The 15867-nt window shown below is 38.2% G+C and carries 16 protein-coding genes, 1 pseudogene and 1 riboswitch; of the genes and pseudogenes, 8 read left to right on the forward strand and 9 right to left on the reverse strand.

Going from position 1 to position 15867, the window contains the following annotated elements:
- Positions 1-93 precede the first annotated feature (93 nt).
- Positions 94-387, reverse strand: a complete 294-nt coding sequence (locus ACH6EI_RS23305) for a gamma-type small acid-soluble spore protein (protein WP_028412428.1) — start codon at positions 385-387, stop codon at positions 94-96.
- 97 nt (positions 388-484) lie between these two features.
- Positions 485-1234, reverse strand: coding sequence for an enoyl-[acyl-carrier-protein] reductase FabL (fabL, locus tag ACH6EI_RS23310; protein ID WP_028412429.1), 750 nt, complete (start codon positions 1232-1234; stop codon positions 485-487).
- Positions 1235-1350: 116 nt separating this feature from the next.
- Between fabL and ACH6EI_RS23315 the strand changes: the two genes are divergently transcribed.
- Positions 1351-1575, forward strand: a complete 225-nt coding sequence (locus tag ACH6EI_RS23315; RefSeq protein ID WP_014461827.1) for a hypothetical protein — start codon at positions 1351-1353, stop codon at positions 1573-1575.
- 34 nt (positions 1576-1609) lie between these two features.
- Here the strand turns inward: ACH6EI_RS23315 and mutY are convergent, their stop codons facing one another.
- Positions 1610-2704: an A/G-specific adenine glycosylase gene (gene mutY, locus ACH6EI_RS23320; protein WP_397378171.1), complete on the reverse strand. Its 1095-nt coding sequence runs from the start codon at positions 2702-2704 to the stop codon at positions 1610-1612.
- Between the two features lie 242 nt (positions 2705-2946).
- Here mutY and ACH6EI_RS23325 point away from each other — a divergent pair, with 242 nt between their 5' ends.
- Complete coding sequence (locus tag ACH6EI_RS23325) at positions 2947-3927, forward strand: metal-dependent hydrolase (RefSeq protein ID WP_074682687.1); 981 nt, start codon at positions 2947-2949, stop codon at positions 3925-3927.
- Between the two features lie 63 nt (positions 3928-3990).
- On the opposite strand, the gene ACH6EI_RS23330 is transcribed toward ACH6EI_RS23325, so the two are convergent.
- Complete coding sequence (locus tag ACH6EI_RS23330) at positions 3991-4260, reverse strand: YfhJ family protein (RefSeq protein ID WP_028412432.1); 270 nt, start codon at positions 4258-4260, stop codon at positions 3991-3993.
- Between the two features lie 135 nt (positions 4261-4395).
- On the opposite strand from ACH6EI_RS23330, the gene ACH6EI_RS23335 reads away from it, so the two are divergent.
- Complete coding sequence (locus ACH6EI_RS23335) at positions 4396-4551, forward strand: small, acid-soluble spore protein K (protein ID WP_028412433.1); 156 nt, start codon at positions 4396-4398, stop codon at positions 4549-4551.
- Positions 4552-4635: 84 nt separating this feature from the next.
- Here the strand turns inward: ACH6EI_RS23335 and ACH6EI_RS23340 are convergent, their stop codons facing one another.
- Positions 4636-4950, reverse strand: a complete 315-nt coding sequence (locus ACH6EI_RS23340) for a YfhH family protein (protein WP_028412434.1) — start codon at positions 4948-4950, stop codon at positions 4636-4638.
- Between the two features lie 82 nt (positions 4951-5032).
- Between ACH6EI_RS23340 and ACH6EI_RS23345 the strand changes: the two genes are divergently transcribed.
- The gene (locus tag ACH6EI_RS23345) at positions 5033-5686 is read left to right on the forward strand and encodes an SDR family NAD(P)-dependent oxidoreductase (RefSeq protein WP_028412435.1); all 654 of its coding nucleotides are present in this window, start codon (positions 5033-5035) and stop codon (positions 5684-5686) included.
- Between the two features lie 108 nt (positions 5687-5794).
- Here ACH6EI_RS23345 and recX read toward each other — a convergent pair whose 3' ends face one another.
- Positions 5795-6604 carry a recombination regulator RecX gene (recX, locus tag ACH6EI_RS23350; protein WP_098999469.1) on the reverse strand — a complete coding sequence of 270 codons (810 nt, stop codon included), beginning with the start codon at positions 6602-6604 and terminating at the stop codon, positions 5795-5797.
- A 97-nt stretch (positions 6605-6701) separates the two neighbouring features.
- Between recX and ACH6EI_RS23355 the strand changes: the two genes are divergently transcribed.
- From ACH6EI_RS23355 to ACH6EI_RS23370, 4 genes are all read left to right on the forward strand, one after another.
- Positions 6702-7604: a TIGR01777 family oxidoreductase gene (locus ACH6EI_RS23355; protein ID WP_098999468.1), complete on the forward strand. Its 903-nt coding sequence runs from the start codon at positions 6702-6704 to the stop codon at positions 7602-7604.
- Positions 7605-7664: 60 nt separating this feature from the next.
- On the forward strand, positions 7665-8792 hold the full coding sequence (locus ACH6EI_RS23360) for an amidohydrolase (protein WP_033580772.1): 1128 nt from the start codon (positions 7665-7667) through the stop codon (positions 8790-8792).
- A 255-nt stretch (positions 8793-9047) separates the two neighbouring features.
- Positions 9048-9608 (forward strand): GNAT family N-acetyltransferase, encoded by a 561-nt coding sequence (locus tag ACH6EI_RS23365; RefSeq protein WP_013055149.1) that lies wholly within the window; start codon positions 9048-9050, stop codon positions 9606-9608.
- Positions 9609-9709: 101 nt separating this feature from the next.
- On the forward strand, positions 9710-9826 hold the full coding sequence (locus ACH6EI_RS23370) for a YfhE family protein (protein ID WP_013055148.1): 117 nt from the start codon (positions 9710-9712) through the stop codon (positions 9824-9826).
- A 423-nt stretch (positions 9827-10249) separates the two neighbouring features.
- On the opposite strand, the gene ACH6EI_RS23375 is transcribed toward ACH6EI_RS23370, so the two are convergent.
- The 3 genes and pseudogenes from ACH6EI_RS23375 to ACH6EI_RS23385 form a co-directional block, all read right to left on the reverse strand.
- Complete coding sequence (locus ACH6EI_RS23375) at positions 10250-12391, reverse strand: PAS domain-containing sensor histidine kinase (RefSeq protein WP_028412439.1); 2142 nt, start codon at positions 12389-12391, stop codon at positions 10250-10252.
- A gap of 229 nt (positions 12392-12620) precedes the next feature.
- A complete protein-coding gene (locus ACH6EI_RS23380) occupies positions 12621-13964 on the reverse strand; it encodes an amino acid permease (RefSeq protein ID WP_028412440.1) in 1344 nt (447 codons plus the stop codon).
- A gap of 159 nt (positions 13965-14123) precedes the next feature.
- A riboswitch (glycine riboswitch) is annotated at positions 14124-14204 on the reverse strand.
- 199 nt (positions 14205-14403) lie between these two features.
- Positions 14404-15753: pseudogene (locus tag ACH6EI_RS23385) on the reverse strand (FAD-binding oxidoreductase).
- Positions 15754-15867 lie beyond the last annotated feature (114 nt).

The following is a 15867-nucleotide window of genomic DNA, read 5'->3' on the forward strand; positions in this document are numbered from 1 at the left end:
TTTCAAGAAGTTTTGTCATACTTTGTTGCTTTTTATATAAGAAAAAGCGAACTTAACATCGCCGTTTGAAAGACGTTAAGTTCGCTTTTGATATTAACCTTGGTATTTACCAGCGTTTTGGTTTTTCTTTGCTTCAGCTTGTGCGTTTTGTTGTCTCACTTCTTGAGCACTTGTTTCGCTAGCAAATTCAGTACCGAAGTTGTTTTTAGATGCTTGAGCATTTTGGCTTTTGTTTGCCGCTGCTTGTGCATTTTGTTGCTTCACTTCTTGTACATTTGTTTCGCTACCAAATTCAGTACCGAAGTTGTTTTTAGATGCTTGAGCATTTTGGTTTTTCACGTGTTGTGTGCTTGTACCAGATGCTGTTTTGTTAGTTTGTTTTGCCATTGTAATCACCTCCACGAAAATTAATATGCCCGGGAGGTAAATAGGGTATGCAAACTTTTTTCAGTATTTTAAGGCGCAAGCACAAAATACATTTACCTTACATTAAAAGTGAACGCCCTCCGTCAATAATAAGCGTTTGACCGCAAATCATATTTGCTTGATCGGAGACTAAGAACATCACTGCATCTACCATGTCTTTTGGCTCCACCATACGACCAGCTGGAGTATGTTTGCGCGCATCATCTAACAGTTCATCACGATTTGGGAAGTGCTTTAATGCTTCTGTATCCACAGCACCTCCAGATACAGCATTTACCACAATATTTTTTGGAGCAAGCTCCACTGCTAAATAGCGGGTCAATGCTTCTACAGCAGCTTTTGACACGCCTACTGTTGTATAATTTTCCAAATAGCGAATAGAACCGAGCGAACTGATGGTAACAATCTTTCCTCCGCCTACTTTTTCCATACGTTTAGCCGCTTCTTGTGCACAGAATAAATATCCTTTGCTATTGATGTCCATTGTCCAATTCCAGTGAGTTTCTTCTAATTCCATAATAGGACGTAAAACTCCTGAAGCTGCATTACTTACAAATACGTCTAAGCGACCGAATGCGTCATCAATTTGCTCAAACATTTCTTTAATTTTCTCTACTTTTCCTACGTTTGCTTTAACAACTAATGCTTCTCTGCCTAATGCTTTAATTTCTTCCGCTACTTCCTGCGCTGCACTTTTGCTTCGTGCATAGTTTAATACAATATCGTATCCTTCTTTAGCAAGACGTAAAGCAATCTCTTTACCAATACCTCTGCTGCTTCCCGTAACTAGTGCTACCTTTTGTGACATGATGTCATCTCCCTTATGTATCATATTATCTTTACATTGTACTGATTTTATCGCATAAGAAACAAGTAATATAGGGAAAATAGATAAAACTTGATAAAATGAACGAGGTGAATAGAATGTATGTAGGTAGAGACATGACGGCTCTTTCAATGATTTCTAAAAGCGAGTGGAAAGACAGCGAGCTTGCGTTTTTCCATCACTCTTTACAGCAAATGACGCCGTATTTAAATGCTGAAGGACAAAGTATTCATCAGCAAATTATTAAAGAAATTGAAGCACGAGGCGGGTTACAGCGCCACGAAGCAGATTATACACACGGCACGCACGTATCATATGATTAAATAAAAAGAAGCGCGGAGTTTATCCACGCTTCTTTTATTTAACAAGCAAATATTCTTTTAAGATTTTTTGATGGGAAACCGGAAATGCATATTGTTCTAAGTCTTTTTCAGAAACTACTTTCAAATTTTTTAATGCACTGATATCACTTGCAAGCTCTGCTTCATATACTGTGATGTTCCAGACGATATGAGAAAACACGTGCTGAATTGTGGTAAAAGGCGCATGGATTTTAATATCAGCTCCGTACTCATTTTGAATAAACGCCTGAAGCTGCTGATGATCTGGCGCTATACTAAGATCTACTTCTATATTTGGAAATTCCCATAGATTAGCTAAAAGTCCTTTGCTTGGACGCTTATGAATTAGATAATTTCCTTCACCGTCTTTAATCACCGCTGCAGCAAGCTGAAGAGCACGCGGCGCTTTTTTCTTTGATTTAACGGGAAGCTCATTCTGCACTCCTTCTTCAAAAGCGCGGCAGTGTTCGCGAACTGGACATAACAAACAGGAAGGAGAAGTTGGTGTACAGACAATGGCACCAAGTTCCATCATACCTTGATTGAAATAGGAAGGGTTATCTGTTGAAATAATTTCATGCACGATTTCTTCAAACAACTTTCTTGTTTTCGTTTTTGCAATATCATCCCAAACGGATAAAATGCGCGATAGCACACGCATGACATTTCCATCTACAGCAGGCTGCGGCACTCCGTATGCAATACTTAAAATGGCCCCTGTTGTATAAGGACCCACTCCTTTTAGTTTGGAGATTTCTGCTGGCGTATTTGGAACTTCTCCCCCGTATTGTTCGTGAACTTCTCGAACCGCAGTTTGCAAATTACGGGCACGGGAATAATAGCCTAATCCTTCCCACGCTTTTAACACATCATCTTCATTCGCATAAGCTAAGTCTTTGATAGTGGGAAATTTGCTAATAAAATTATTAAAATAAGGAATGACCGTATCTACTCTCGTTTGTTGAAGCATAATTTCAGATACCCACACCTTATAAGGGTCCTGATCTTGACGCCAAGGTAAAATGCGCTGTTCCTGCTCAAACCAAGAGATTAAGTCATTTTGAAATGCTTGAATATCAAAATTTTGTACAATATCTTTACTTTGTTTCACGTCATAGCCTCCGAGGTATTAACTATACATATACAATGTGTTGCTTTTTGAATCTTAGTAACTTTATGATAACCTTATAACAACTACAAATATGAATAGTAAAATGAATTGTTCAAATAATGAATAAAAACAGCCGATTTGCTGCGTTAATAATAAAATGAGATTTTTTGCTTTAAATCAAGCTCTCATGCTGAATTAGAATAATCTAAGATCGTCATCATCTTACAAAGGAGGAGTTCGCTCTGGATACTGGTACACACATTGCAATGGGAATCGCTCTGGGCGGCCTTGCAACATTAGACCCCACTGTATCTGCGAATACAGCCACAATGGATGCTGTGATGATTGGCGTAATGGCCGGGTCATTAGCACCTGATTTAGACACTGTTTTAAAGCTGCGAAACAATGCACAGTATATCCGCAATCACCGTGGAATTACACATTCTATCCCGGCTGTTATTTTATGGCCTTTGCTTATCGTGCTCATTCTTTCGCTTCTGCTGCCAGGAGCTAACTTGCTGCACCTATGGATGTGGACCTTTGCAGGCGTCATTATTCACGTTTTTGTTGATATCTTTAACGCTTATGGCACGCAGGCTTTACGGCCTTTCACAAATAAATGGATTGCGCTTGGCGTAATCAACACGTTTGATTACGTGATTTTCTCAGCCCACGTGCTCGCAATTTTAATCTGGTTTATTGGAGCAGAGCCAGGACCAACATTCATTACGCTATATGTGTTATTGGCGTTTTACTATGGACTGCGCTTTTATATGCGCCACCAAATCGCCAAGAAGCTTCGAAAACAGTTTCCTGATGTTATCAAGCTCAATATCTCTCCTACGCTGCGTTTCACTCACTGGCACTTAGCCGTGACGACCGAAAAGTACTTTCATGTAGGAAGAGCAATCGGAGAAGAAATTTTTATTTATGATACGTTTGATAAAGTTCCAATTCCTGAATCGGCCGTAATTGAAGTAGCGAAAAAAGATGAAAATTTATCTGCTTTTCTTTCCTTTTCACCTATTTATAGATGGGAACTGGACGAATATAACGACCACATTGAAGTGCGTTTTATTGATTTACGCTACCGCAGCAAAGACTACTATCCATTTGTAGCCGTGGTCCAGCTTGATTACGATTTAAATATTATTTGTTCGTACACTGGTTGGATTTTCAGTGAGAAAAAATTGCGTAAAAAGCTTGATTACCTCCCGCACTAATCATAACAAGAACAAATATGAAACCCAAAAACGAACCGTCTTGAGAAGACGGTTCGTTTTTATTTAATGTTTTAAATAGTCATCGTTATTTAATAAATGCTGATATTTAGGGTTTTTAACCGCGATTTCATGAAGTTTGTCACCGTAGCTGTTGATGTACATCGTAACAACCTTTTCCGTCGCTTCTTTCCCTTTATAATCATATCCTGCTTTTGCGTAAGATGACTCAAAATCTTCCCAGAAAAGTTCGACCCATGTACGGGCTTGAGCGTATGAAAGCGAACTATTTTTGCTTAATAGCTGATTCGTTAATCTTTCGAATATATCGTTCATAAGAACACCTCGATTACCAAAATTCTTTATGAGTATGTTTGCACTTTTAACTTACACTATAAATGCGGAGTTATTCACTCCCTCATGTACTATATCATAACCGCAACGCTTTCTGTTGTAAAAGGAGAGGTATCGATGCGCAATAAAGCAAAAGATTTTACAAACCAACATCATACTAAGTTTGAAGGCGAACCTCGAGCAAAAGCAGAATACGCTTCAAAACGTGCAAATGGAACGATCAATACGCATCCGCAAGAACGTATGCATGCTTCTAATGAGCGCGAAGAATAACCGCTTGCTTTGCTTATTTGTTTAAAAGTAAAGCGAATATAGATATCAAACAAGCAGCACACTTCGTGCTGCTTGTTCGTCCCTTTATTTTTTCAACATGGAAATAGGCAATGCCTCTTCGTTTTGCGGTGAGCCAAGTCTAAACCCCCATGCAAAAACTCCGTTCATATAATCAATTTTAAAATATGAACCCGGATCTCCTTGAATTTCATATACTTCCCCTGCTTGAAACGTTTCAGGATCCAATAAGTACGATCTAGCCATTGTTACTTTTCTTTCTAATACTGCATACTCATTGACCATGCCAAGCTGTTCAGCTTTTCGTGCTTTTTCTTGAAGAGACCCAATTTCTTGTTGAAGTTCATACGTCGTCATATCACTGTAACGTTTTTCAGACATGCTGCTTTCCCCCTTGTTTGCTTTCATTTTATTATAACAAAAGGTATAACTAAAGGGAGACTATGAAAAGGGAGTTTTGGGAATGAAAACAGTGCTAATCACAGGCGGTGCGACGGGTCTTGGAAAAGAACTCGCAAAACTTTACGCAAAAGACTGCAACGTCATTCTAGCTGGACGCAATCAACAGAAATTAACTGAGGCCCAGCATGAGCTAGGAGAAAACGTATATACGATGTCTGTAGATATTACACAGTATGAAGAAGTAGGAAAATCTGTAGAAAAACTGCTGATGCAGCATTCAGTAGATATCCTTATCAACAACGCAGGCATTGGACATTTTGGTCCTTTGACAGATTATACAAAACAAGCAATCGATGAAGTCATCGATACAAATGTAAAAGGAACTATTTTTTTAACACAAGCGCTTATGCCTCATCTCTTGACGAGACCTGAACCTAAAGTTATGAATATCATTTCAACTGCAGGACTTCGAGGGAAAGCCAATGAAAGCGTCTATGTGGCAAGTAAATTTGGCGTAAGGGGATTTACAGAAAGTTTAAAAGTGGAGTACCAAGATACCAACCTTCATGTGACGGCAGCTTATATGGGAGGCATGAATACTCCTTTTTGGGATCACAACAACCACATTAAAGATAAAAGCCGCTTGCGCTCAGCTTCAGAAATCGCTGAGATTATTTATAAACAGCAGAATGATTCAGAAGATATTTTGTTTTAAAAAGATTGAAGCATCACAATAAAAAAATCCGAACGAGTTGGATTCTCTATCAAGAATCTCGATTCATCGTTCGGATCTTCCTTCAACTAACATACTTTTTTCCCCGCTCTATTCCTCTTCAATAGAATCTAGAAATGATTGAATTTGTTCAATGGAGAATCCTTTTCTATAAAGAGCCTGCTTCATTTTTTGCTGATATTCCCAGCCTTCATACTTTGAAAAACGACGATGAGCTTTCATTCCTTGATATTGCAGAGCTTCCCAAACCTCATCGCTTTCTTTTTCTGTATCCGTTCGCTGAAATGCTTCTTGAATAACAGAAAACGAATAGCCCTTCACTGCCAATGCTTGTTCCATTTTTTGTTTCATCATTACTTGAGATAATTTTTTATATTTCCCTTTTAACTTTTCAATTAATTTTACAGCAGTTTGAATTTGCTGTTCTTCAGGGTATTCACATAAACTAAGGGTAATAATGGAATCAGAAATCCCCTTTTCTTTTAATTCTCTTTGAATCACATTTGGTCCTTTTGGTGTTGTGTTCATCTGAGTTAACACAAATGCTTTGGCAAACTCTTCATCATTTAAATAACGGTGGCTGACTAGTTTCTGAATAACTTGTTGAATAATAGTAGAGTTAATTTCTTTTTTCTTTAAATAATCGTGTACCTCTTTTTCAGAGCGCATTCGATAAGATAAGTAAATGATCGCTAAATTATAAGCTTTTTTCTCATCATCTGCGTACTGAATTTCCGTTAATTCAAATTCATCAAGCTCACGACCTTTTTTTAAGTCATATTTGATGAGGACATTTTCGTCAACACCAAAGCCAAACTCTTCACCTTTACCATAATCTAAATACACATTATAACGTTCACCGCTATTCTTTTGCGTTGTGATCTTTGTGACAACAGGCATTAACCTTCACCTCATATTTCTTATTAAATTGATGGCTGAAGAACCGCCAAACGTATCATACACATTTTTATTTATCTCAATAAAGGAGGAAGTTCGTATGAAAATTGTTATTGCTGGAGGAACTGGATTCGTAGGTAAAGCTTTAACAAAACATTTTTTAACACAAAAACACTATGTATATATTTTAACACGCAATGCAGATAAAGCTGCAAGAGATCCGAAACTTCAATATGTAGAGTGGATGCAAGAAAACAGCCAACCTGAAGAGCATGTAGAAGGAGCAGACGTTTTTATCAATTTAGCTGGCGTTTCACTTAACAGTGGCCGCTGGACGGACGAACGCAAAAAAGCCATCGTGGAAAGTCGCCTTTCTTCTACTCAAGAAATTCTTCGCATTATGGCTTCTTTACCCGAAAAACCGTCACTTTATGTAAATGCAAGCGCCGTTGGTTATTACGGGACATCAACGAAAGAAACGTTCACAGAAGCTTCTCCATCGATCGGGACAGACTTTTTGGCTGAAACGGTAAAAAAGTGGGAAAATGAAGCGCTAAAAGCCATGGAACTCAATATTCGTACTGTCTTAACAAGGTTCGGCGTTATATTAGGGAAAGATGGCGGAGCACTTCCTTCTACGGCCCTTCCTTATAAATTATTTGCAGGAGGAACAGTCGGTTCCGGAGAACAGTGGATGTCTTGGGTGCATCTTCAAGACGTCGTGAAGATCATTGATTACTGTATTCATACCGAACAAATAGAGGGAGCTGTTAACGTCACTGCCCCAAATCCCGTTCAAATGAAAGAGTTTGGAAAGACGATTGGAAAAGTGTTGAATCGTCCTCATTGGATGCCCGTACCTAGCTTTGGCCTTCAGCTGCTGATGGGAGAAATGAGTATGATTATTTTAAAGGGACAGCGCGTTTTACCTGAAAAATTGATTCAACAGAATTACATTTTTACATATACTGTATTAGAAGATGCATTGCGAGATTTACTCTAGTTATTTTCTGTTATTTCCCTAAAACAGGTGACTAAGCTGCCGATAGATAGGAGTAACTTTATGAAAACCATTCTCTTAAAAAATGCAACGCTCTATCCTATTACGTCAAAACCTATTTATAATAGTGATGTGCTCATTCAAGATGGAAAAATTGTTTTAATTGGGCCAAACTTGCAGCCACCTCTTCGAGTAGAAGTCATTGACTGCAAACAGCGTTATTTATTCCCTGGATTTATTGATGTTCATACACATCTAGGATTATATGATGAAGGAACCGGCTGGGCCGGGAATGATGCTAACGAAACCATTGAACCTATGACTCCACATATCCGAGCTTTTGACAGTGTACATCCTTTAGATCCTGGGTTTAAAGATGCCATTGAAGCGGGTATTACGTCTGTACACATTATGCCAGGAAGTGCAAATGTGATTGGAGGCACAACTTCCGTTATTAAAACAGCTGGAACAAGCATTTCTCAAATGTTAATTCAAGAGACAGCTGGACTTAAGATTGCGCTAGGAGAAAATCCAAAACGAATTCACAGCCACGGCAATAAAGAATCGATTACGCGAATGGGTATTATGGGGATGCTGCGAGAAGCCTTTTATCACGCAGCAAGCAGTGACAACAAAGATGATTTGCGCATCAAACCTCTCACTCAAGCACTGAATAGAGAAATTCCAGTTCGGATTCATGCTCATAGAGCCGATGATATTCTATCAGCTCTTCGCTTAGCAGATGAATTTCATTTAGACGTCCGTATTGAGCACTGTACAGAAGGCCATTTAATTGCTAAAGAGCTGGGTGGAAGAAATTTAAAAGTGAGCGTAGGTCCAACTTTAACACGCCGCTCAAAGGTTGAACTTAAGAATAAAACGTGGAAAACCTATCAAGCTCTTTGCAATGAAGGAGTAGAAGTTTCCATTACAACGGACCATCCTTATACGCCTATTCAGTATTTAAATATTTGCGCATCCATTGCCGTACGTGAAGGACTCGAAGAGCAAAAAGCATTAGAAGGCATCACGATTACTGCTGCTCGGAATCTCCGTATTGATCATCGAATCGGCAGTATCGAAGCAGGAAAAGACGCTGATTTAGTGCTATGGAGCCATCATCCCTTTCACTACTTAGCAAAGCCTATTTTCACCATGATAGATGGTAAAATATTATTTAAAAAAAATTAACATTTTACCTATTTTCTTTTTTTATTTTTTTTAGTATGATACGTTTAGAAGCATGTGAATTTCACAAAAGCATAAACATCACACGTTGACTTTTTATGTTTGTTGACTTGTAATGGGAAGGCAAATGGTGCGCCACCAGGTAACTGGTTCTAGTGGGTTCGATTCCCACCCCGAAATTTTTTTAATTATTAAAAAATTTCGAGGGTGGGGACTTGATTGGAGTCTGTATATACCCTCGATCAGGAGGGAAAAGTTATGTTAAAAAAACGTGACCTAAATGACTGTCAATCTCTATACGAACTCATGGTACATCCTGATGTCTTCCCTTTTGTTCGTCATAAAGCCCATTCCTATGAAGAATTTTTATTTGTGACTAAACAAACGATGGAAGCAGAAGATCATGGAGAAATTATTTCTCGCACGATTTTAGATGAATGGGGTAACCCTATCGGCACCATTAATTTATTTGATGTACAGGATCAAGCTGGTTTTTTAGGCACTTGGCTTGGCAAACCGTTTCATGGAAAAGGATATAATCAAATTGCAAAAGAAGCGTTCTTTAATGAACTGTTCTTTGAGTTAAATATAGAGCGAATTTTTATGCGAATCCGCAAAATCAACATCAGGTCTATTAAGGCTGCCGAAAAACTGCCTTATGCAGTACTTGCGAATGAAACACACAAAGCTTTATACGATGAAATTAATCAACATGAAGACGTATATGATTTATACGAAATTCCAAAAGACTTGTATACATTATACTACCTGCGTCACGAACAAGACGTTCAAGAAGATCACCAGCTTAAAGAAGCGTAAGAGTCTCTCCGTTACACGGGGAGCTTTTTTTATGATTAAAAACGAGAGATTCTGGAAAAAATAAGTAGCATGATCGAAAAACGTTAATTGGAGGTTTTTTTATGTCTGAAAAAAAACGAAAAGAAAACGCAAAAAATACGTTAAGTAGCGCTCAAGAAATCTATTACGGCCGCGAGTTTAAAAAAGCAGACCGTGCAGGCGGCTACACGAAAAAATAAGTGAGGCAAAACATCTCTATCCAACGCTTGATCATCCCAACGTCCTTTCTGTACACTGTGTATCGGAAGGACGTTTTATATTATGTAAAGATAATAACGCAAAGATTTCATGCGTATGATTTACGATTTTTTAATACTTTACTATATCCACAAAGTTTACCCACAATTATGTGGATAATGTGCATAACTTTATCAGATATGTATATTACCGCTTTCATAACTTGAAATAACAGTGGGTAATTTTTATGTAAATTTTCTGAAAAAATGTGAATAATGTGGATAAAGTTGTGAATATCCTATACAATTCAGCAGTTAACTTCTTGTTAACCTGTGGATATCTTCTTTAGCACTTTCGTTTGTTTTAGTAACATGAAAGCTTTTGATATATTATAAGTATAATAATAAAAAGTAGGGGAACTTCCCCTACTTTTTTATGATTGGAAACAATATATCCACACTTGTTCCTTGATTTAACTGACTAGAAAATGTCATCTGCGCATGATGAGCTTTAATAATCCGATAGCTGACCATCAGCCCTAAACCTGTACCTTTTTCTTTTGTACTATAAAAAGGCTCACCTATCTTCGCTAACCGTTCAGGAGGAATACCTTGCCCTTCATCAGCAAGCTGCAGCCAAAGGTGGTTTTCTTTTGCTTTAATCGTAATATGAATACCCCCTCCTTCAGGCATTGCTTCGATAGAGTTTTTAATAATATTAATAAATACTTGTTTTAACTGATTTTTATCTCCATATACCTGCGGTAATTGCTCATCCCTTTCAAATATGAAAGCTACCTTTTTTTCTACTGCTTCAGGTTCAAGAAGCGAGCACACTTCTTGAACAAGCGCTTGCATATTCAAGGGTTCAACATTCATAACCTGAGGTTTTCCTAACATCAAAAATTCTTCTACGATTCCATTCATTCGTTCTAATTCAGTTTCCATGATATCTATATACAAAGCATCTTTGGGATTTTGTTCTTTTAATAAGTGAACAAAACCTTTTAAAGAAGTCAAAGGATTTTTGATCTCGTGAGCAACTCCAGCTGCAAGTTCTCCTACAACGGCAAGCTTCTCAGAAGTTCTAAGCTTCTCTTCTGCTTTTTTACGCTCCGTAATATCTGTCGATACGCACAGCATTTGAATCACTTCCTGTTTTTCATTCATAATAGGAAGTTTTGCTGTTTCGACCCAGCGCCGGTTTCCTTTCGAATCTTTAAACTGTTCTTCTAATACCATCCCTTTTTGCGTACAGTTTGAAAACGTCCCTTTATATAAAAGATCTGATTGAAGGTTGAATTGATATTTATCAATTGGTTGTCCAATCAAGTCATCAGATTTTTCACCTAGCAGCATCGCAAAAGATTCATTAACAAGAATGAACTCCCTTTTTTGATTAATGGCATAAATATAGCTTGGATTAATGTCAATGACTTGTCTTAAAAACGTTTTTTGTTCCTGCAGCTGATTTTCTTTTTGCTGTAAATTTGCTTTAGAATGGCGTATATAGCTAATCATTTCATTAAACTGTTTAGATAAAGTACCGATTTCCCCCCGCTCAATTTCTCGTTCCGGAATTTTTTGATTAAAATTCCCGCGAGCTACTTGTCCCGCCAATTCATATAGTTTACGAATAGGATTCACAATTTGCCTTGCATATAACGCAGTAAAAAAAGAAAGTAGTAAAATTGTAATACCTGAAACGGTCCAAAGCGTTTTTTCAAACGTTTCATAAGGCCTGTAAATTTCTTCAACGGGTAATTCAGCGACAATTCCCCAATCCAAAACAGGAATATATTCAAATGACGCAAAGAAGTACTTACCTTCGGTGTTCACAACGCGCTGATATCCTGATTTATGATTCATCGTTTCCTGAACGATTTCATTTTCCCTGGCATTTTCACCGATTCTCTGTTTCTCAGGGTGTGAAATAATTCTACCATTGCGGTCTACAATAAACGTATAGCCGTTCTCTCCTATATCGAACGTTTGAAAAATGGATTGAAAGCTTTTATTTTCTTCAATGCGCAGCGCTAAATTTATAACTTTTTTTACATTTTGCTGCTCATCCAAAATAGGAATTGCCATCACCACAATGTAATGCTTTGTGTCTGCTGAAACGACATCGCTTAAATATATTTTTTTAGTTCGCAGCGCTTCTTGAAAATATTTTCTTTTACTTAAGTTCACGTGCTTCATACTCTTTAAATCATCTGGGTAATAATGCTCCACATACCCTTTTGTATTAAAAATGGTTCCGCTATCGATATACGGTGAAATATTAACTATTTTCTGCAGTTCTTTGTCTATCTCTTGTTCATCATCTGATAAAAAAATAGGATCTTGCTGTACCTCGTCGCCCAAGCTCCAAATATCTTTAATAACGATGTTAATTTGCTCTTTCATTCTCTTGACGGTTTTATCAGTTACCTGTCGATATTGATCTTGAGAAATATTAGGCAGCATCACTCTTGAAACTATAAACATTAGCGTCAGTACGGTACAAATAAGAAGCACATTAATCGTGAAGATTTTCCAAAACGTATGAGATTTAAACCATTTCATGTTTGTTCACCTTAATTCAATGAAGTCTACCTCCATTGTACTGCAAAATGAAAACTTTTCCATGTAAATGATAGAATTCCACCTTTAGACATAGAAGAAAAGCATTTGGTTCTACATTACTATCAGAAAACTATGAGCTTTTTCACTGCATTTTCTTCATACAGTAGAAATCAATTATTTATCTTCCAATAAAAAGACCCCATCACGAAATGATGAGGTCACCCATTTACTATTTCTTCTTCCTTCTAGCCCCGTAAAAACCAAATAAGAGAATAAACCAAACGGGTGTCAACAATAAGGCTGGGCGCGTCGCATCAGAAAACAGCATAATAATAAGAATCACTGCAAACAACGCTAGCACAACATAGTTTATAAATGGTGTTAACGGTGCTTTGAATGTTGATGCTGCATGCAGCTGCGGACGTGTTTTTTTATATCTTAGATGGCAAATCAAAATGATACTCCACACCCAAATGAAACAAATAGCGCTGATGGTTGTTACGATGCCAAAAGCTTGATCTGGTATCAGTTTGCTTAACAAAGCTCCCGCCGAGATAACCAGCGTAGATACAAACAATCCGTTGCTTGGTACGTGGTTTTTGTTCAGTTTTGCAAACGTAGATGGCCCTTGGTCATTTTTACTTAAGTTATATAAGATACGGCTCGTTGAAAACATTCCGCTATTACAAGCAGAAGCGGCTGAAGTTAATACAACAAAATTAATAATTCCAGCAGCAAGCGGAATTCCGACTAAACTAAAGGTTTTAACAAATGGGCTTTCTGCTGCATTCAATTCCATCCACGGGTTAATAAATAAAAGGACGATAAGCGCTCCAACATAGAAAAATAAGATTCGCAGCGGAATTTTATTAATGGCCGATGGAATATTTTTTTGGGGATTTGATGTTTCTGCTGCCGATACCCCAACCAATTCAACCCCGACGTATGCGAAAATAACCATTTGGAATGAAAGTAAGAAACCTGAAACACCGTTTGGAAACAGTCCTCCATGATTCCAAAGATTTTGAACCGTAACGGATCCTGCATCTGTTTTAAATCCGATTACCAGTAAAATAACGCCAATAACAATTAACGCAAGAATCGTAATAACCTTTATTAAAGCAAACCAAAACTCTAATTCTCCAAATAATTTTACGGTTAATAAGTTAAGTCCTAATAAAATGATTACACAAATAAGTGCAGGAATCCACTGAGGAATATTGAACCAATATTTCACATATACGCCAACGGCAATCACATCAGCCATAGCTGTCATGATCCAGCAAAACCAGTACGTCCACCCTGTGACAAATGAAGCCCATGGTCCAAGATACTCTTCAGCAATATCTGTTAACGATTGATAACCTGCTTTAGACAGCAGTAGTTCTCCTAGCGCTCTCATCACAAAGAAAAGCGCAATACCCACAATTAAATAAGCAAAGATGATAGAGGGACCTGCAAGCTGTATGGCTTTACCAGAACCTAAAAATAATCCCGTCCCAATGGTTCCTCCAATCGCGATTAGCTGAACATGACGATTGGATAAATCCCTCTTTAATTCTCGTTGTTCCAACTCTAACTCCTCCTAACAATAAAACCTTTGATACGATCGTGCGAACTACAAAATAAAGTCCAATAAAAAAAGAGATTGGATGCGCTCCAATCTCATGGTCATAAGAATAACAAATATTATGGTACATGCTACCAATTAGTAACATACCAAATAAATATCCGGTACTCTTCTGTCCTTTTGCCTGAGATTGTGAACCCTTCGGCGTCGCGAAACTATCGCGATCTCTCCAGAAGCTGCTCCTGCTATAGTGTGATCCATAGCAATCATAGCTTTCTACGTATTAAATTTTTCGATCAAGATAATGACTGTCGAATAGTTGTTTATTCTAATACCAGTTGGATGCTTTGTCAACAAGAAAGATGACTTTCATTTATTTACCTTCTTCGAAAGAAGGTAATGAAACAGGTTCAATCGTCAACTTAGTATCCTTTTCTACATGCTACCTGAGTCCCTGCGGAAACCTAAATACGTTAAATGGATCGTACTTTTTATTTACTCTTTCTAACCGCTCTGCGTTGTCTCCAAAATACTCACGCTCATAGTTTCTAAGGTTGCTGATAGGGAAATTCACATAGGAACCTACCGTAATACTTTTAATATATTCAAATCGCTTGCGAAGCCATTCTCTGTTTGCGCTTGCAAACGCATCGTCTGTCCACACGGATTGAAAGCCCAGAATATATCTGGAGTTTCTGTAAAAGAAGGCTGTTTCTCTTTTACCAACACTGCGAATTTCTCCTCCTAGTGCATAAAAAGAAATCGCGGCGTAAACGGACCCTTCCGCTGGACGCTGTATGAGATCTGCAAGATTTTCAAGCTCGCCAACTGAATAACTTCTTTGCACAAATCTTCCCGTTGACTTAAATTTTTCAGACGGAGGATAGGTTGCTTCTATCTTTTGTACCGCTTCAAGAAAAGATAATGACTCTAGCTCGACTCGGAACCCCTCCACCTCTGCAAAAGGCTGCAAGATCTTTCGAGCTCTTTCTGGAGATCCGTAAAAGAAGCCGTTCGCAAATATGCCCAATCCTTCTCCTTCTGCATTATAAAAACTGGCAACTAGCGTCATACGTTTGTCCAGTTCAGGCAGCCAGTTTTGCCATATATTCATCACTTGTGCCTGTTTTTCCTTTGTAGTACCTACATAAAAGAACCGAACGAGCGTCACAGAGCGGTTCGCTGGCTTTGGAAGCTGAAACGTCATGCTTACTACAACGCCAAAATTACCGCCACCGGCACCTCGGCATGCCCAAAAAAGATCAGCGTTACACGATTGGTTTGCCTTAATGAGCTTTCCTTCATAATTGACCAATTCTAGCTCCATCAAGCTGTCACACCCTAATCCGTAAAGTCTGCTCGAAAGCCCCCAGCCGCCTCCGAGCGTAAAGCCTGATACACCAACAGTCGGACACGTTCCTCCTGGAAACACATATCCGTTCGAACCGATGAAATCATACACTTCCGTATTCTTTGCTCCCGCTTCCACCTTTAAGATGTTCCGTTTCCTATCCAACTTCAACGCGTTTAACCGACTAATATCAATGACTAAAACACAGTCACCTGTAGAATACCCTTCATAATGATGACCGCCAGATCAAATCCGAATCTCTACACGATGCTTACGTGCCCAGTGGATCGCATTTACAACATCCTGCTTTTTTTCACAGTACACAATCACAAGCGGAAATTTATCAATAGCGCGATTCCATTCCTGACGAGCTTCCTCATAAATGGGGTCTTTCGGCGTTACCACTTTACCTGTAAGCCCTTTCAAAAACATTGAGTCCATTTGACCTCTGCCCCTCTGTATATACTTTTTAGTAGTTTTATTACTATAGTATTCTTGGGGTGGTTGAGGGTTTGGGTTTTCAAGACTAGATTGGCGTTTATCATCTCTATAAAA

The organism is Priestia sp. JSM ZJ58 (genome assembly GCF_044383985.1).
Lineage (GTDB): Bacteria > Bacillota > Bacilli > Bacillales > Bacillaceae_H > Priestia > Priestia zanthoxyli.

What these genes read in the sequence shown, in the direction of transcription:
- ACH6EI_RS23305 (WP_028412428.1), bottom strand. Translation starts at nt 387, where the DNA reads ATGGCAAAACAAACTAACAAAACAGCATCTGGTACAAGCACACAACAC.
- fabL (WP_028412429.1), bottom strand. Translation starts at nt 1,234, where the DNA reads ATGTCACAAAAGGTAGCACTAGTTACGGGAAGCAGCAGAGGTATTGGT.
- ACH6EI_RS23315 (WP_014461827.1), top strand. Translation starts at nt 1,351, where the DNA reads ATGTATGTAGGTAGAGACATGACGGCTCTTTCAATGATTTCTAAAAGC.
- ACH6EI_RS23330 (WP_028412432.1), bottom strand. Translation starts at nt 4,260, where the DNA reads ATGAACGATATATTCGAAAGATTAACGAATCAGCTATTAAGCAAAAAT.
- ACH6EI_RS23335 (WP_028412433.1), top strand. Translation starts at nt 4,396, where the DNA reads ATGCGCAATAAAGCAAAAGATTTTACAAACCAACATCATACTAAGTTT.
- ACH6EI_RS23340 (WP_028412434.1), bottom strand. Translation starts at nt 4,950, where the DNA reads ATGTCTGAAAAACGTTACAGTGATATGACGACGTATGAACTTCAACAA.
- ACH6EI_RS23345 (WP_028412435.1), top strand. Translation starts at nt 5,033, where the DNA reads ATGAAAACAGTGCTAATCACAGGCGGTGCGACGGGTCTTGGAAAAGAA.
- recX (WP_098999469.1), bottom strand. Translation starts at nt 6,604, where the DNA reads ATGCCTGTTGTCACAAAGATCACAACGCAAAAGAATAGCGGTGAACGT.
- ACH6EI_RS23355 (WP_098999468.1), top strand. Translation starts at nt 6,702, where the DNA reads ATGAAAATTGTTATTGCTGGAGGAACTGGATTCGTAGGTAAAGCTTTA.
- ACH6EI_RS23360 (WP_033580772.1), top strand. Translation starts at nt 7,665, where the DNA reads ATGAAAACCATTCTCTTAAAAAATGCAACGCTCTATCCTATTACGTCA.
- ACH6EI_RS23365 (WP_013055149.1), top strand. Translation starts at nt 9,048, where the DNA reads ATGTTAAAAAAACGTGACCTAAATGACTGTCAATCTCTATACGAACTC.
- ACH6EI_RS23370 (WP_013055148.1), top strand. Translation starts at nt 9,710, where the DNA reads ATGTCTGAAAAAAAACGAAAAGAAAACGCAAAAAATACGTTAAGTAGC.
- ACH6EI_RS23375 (WP_028412439.1), bottom strand. Translation starts at nt 12,391, where the DNA reads ATGAAATGGTTTAAATCTCATACGTTTTGGAAAATCTTCACGATTAAT.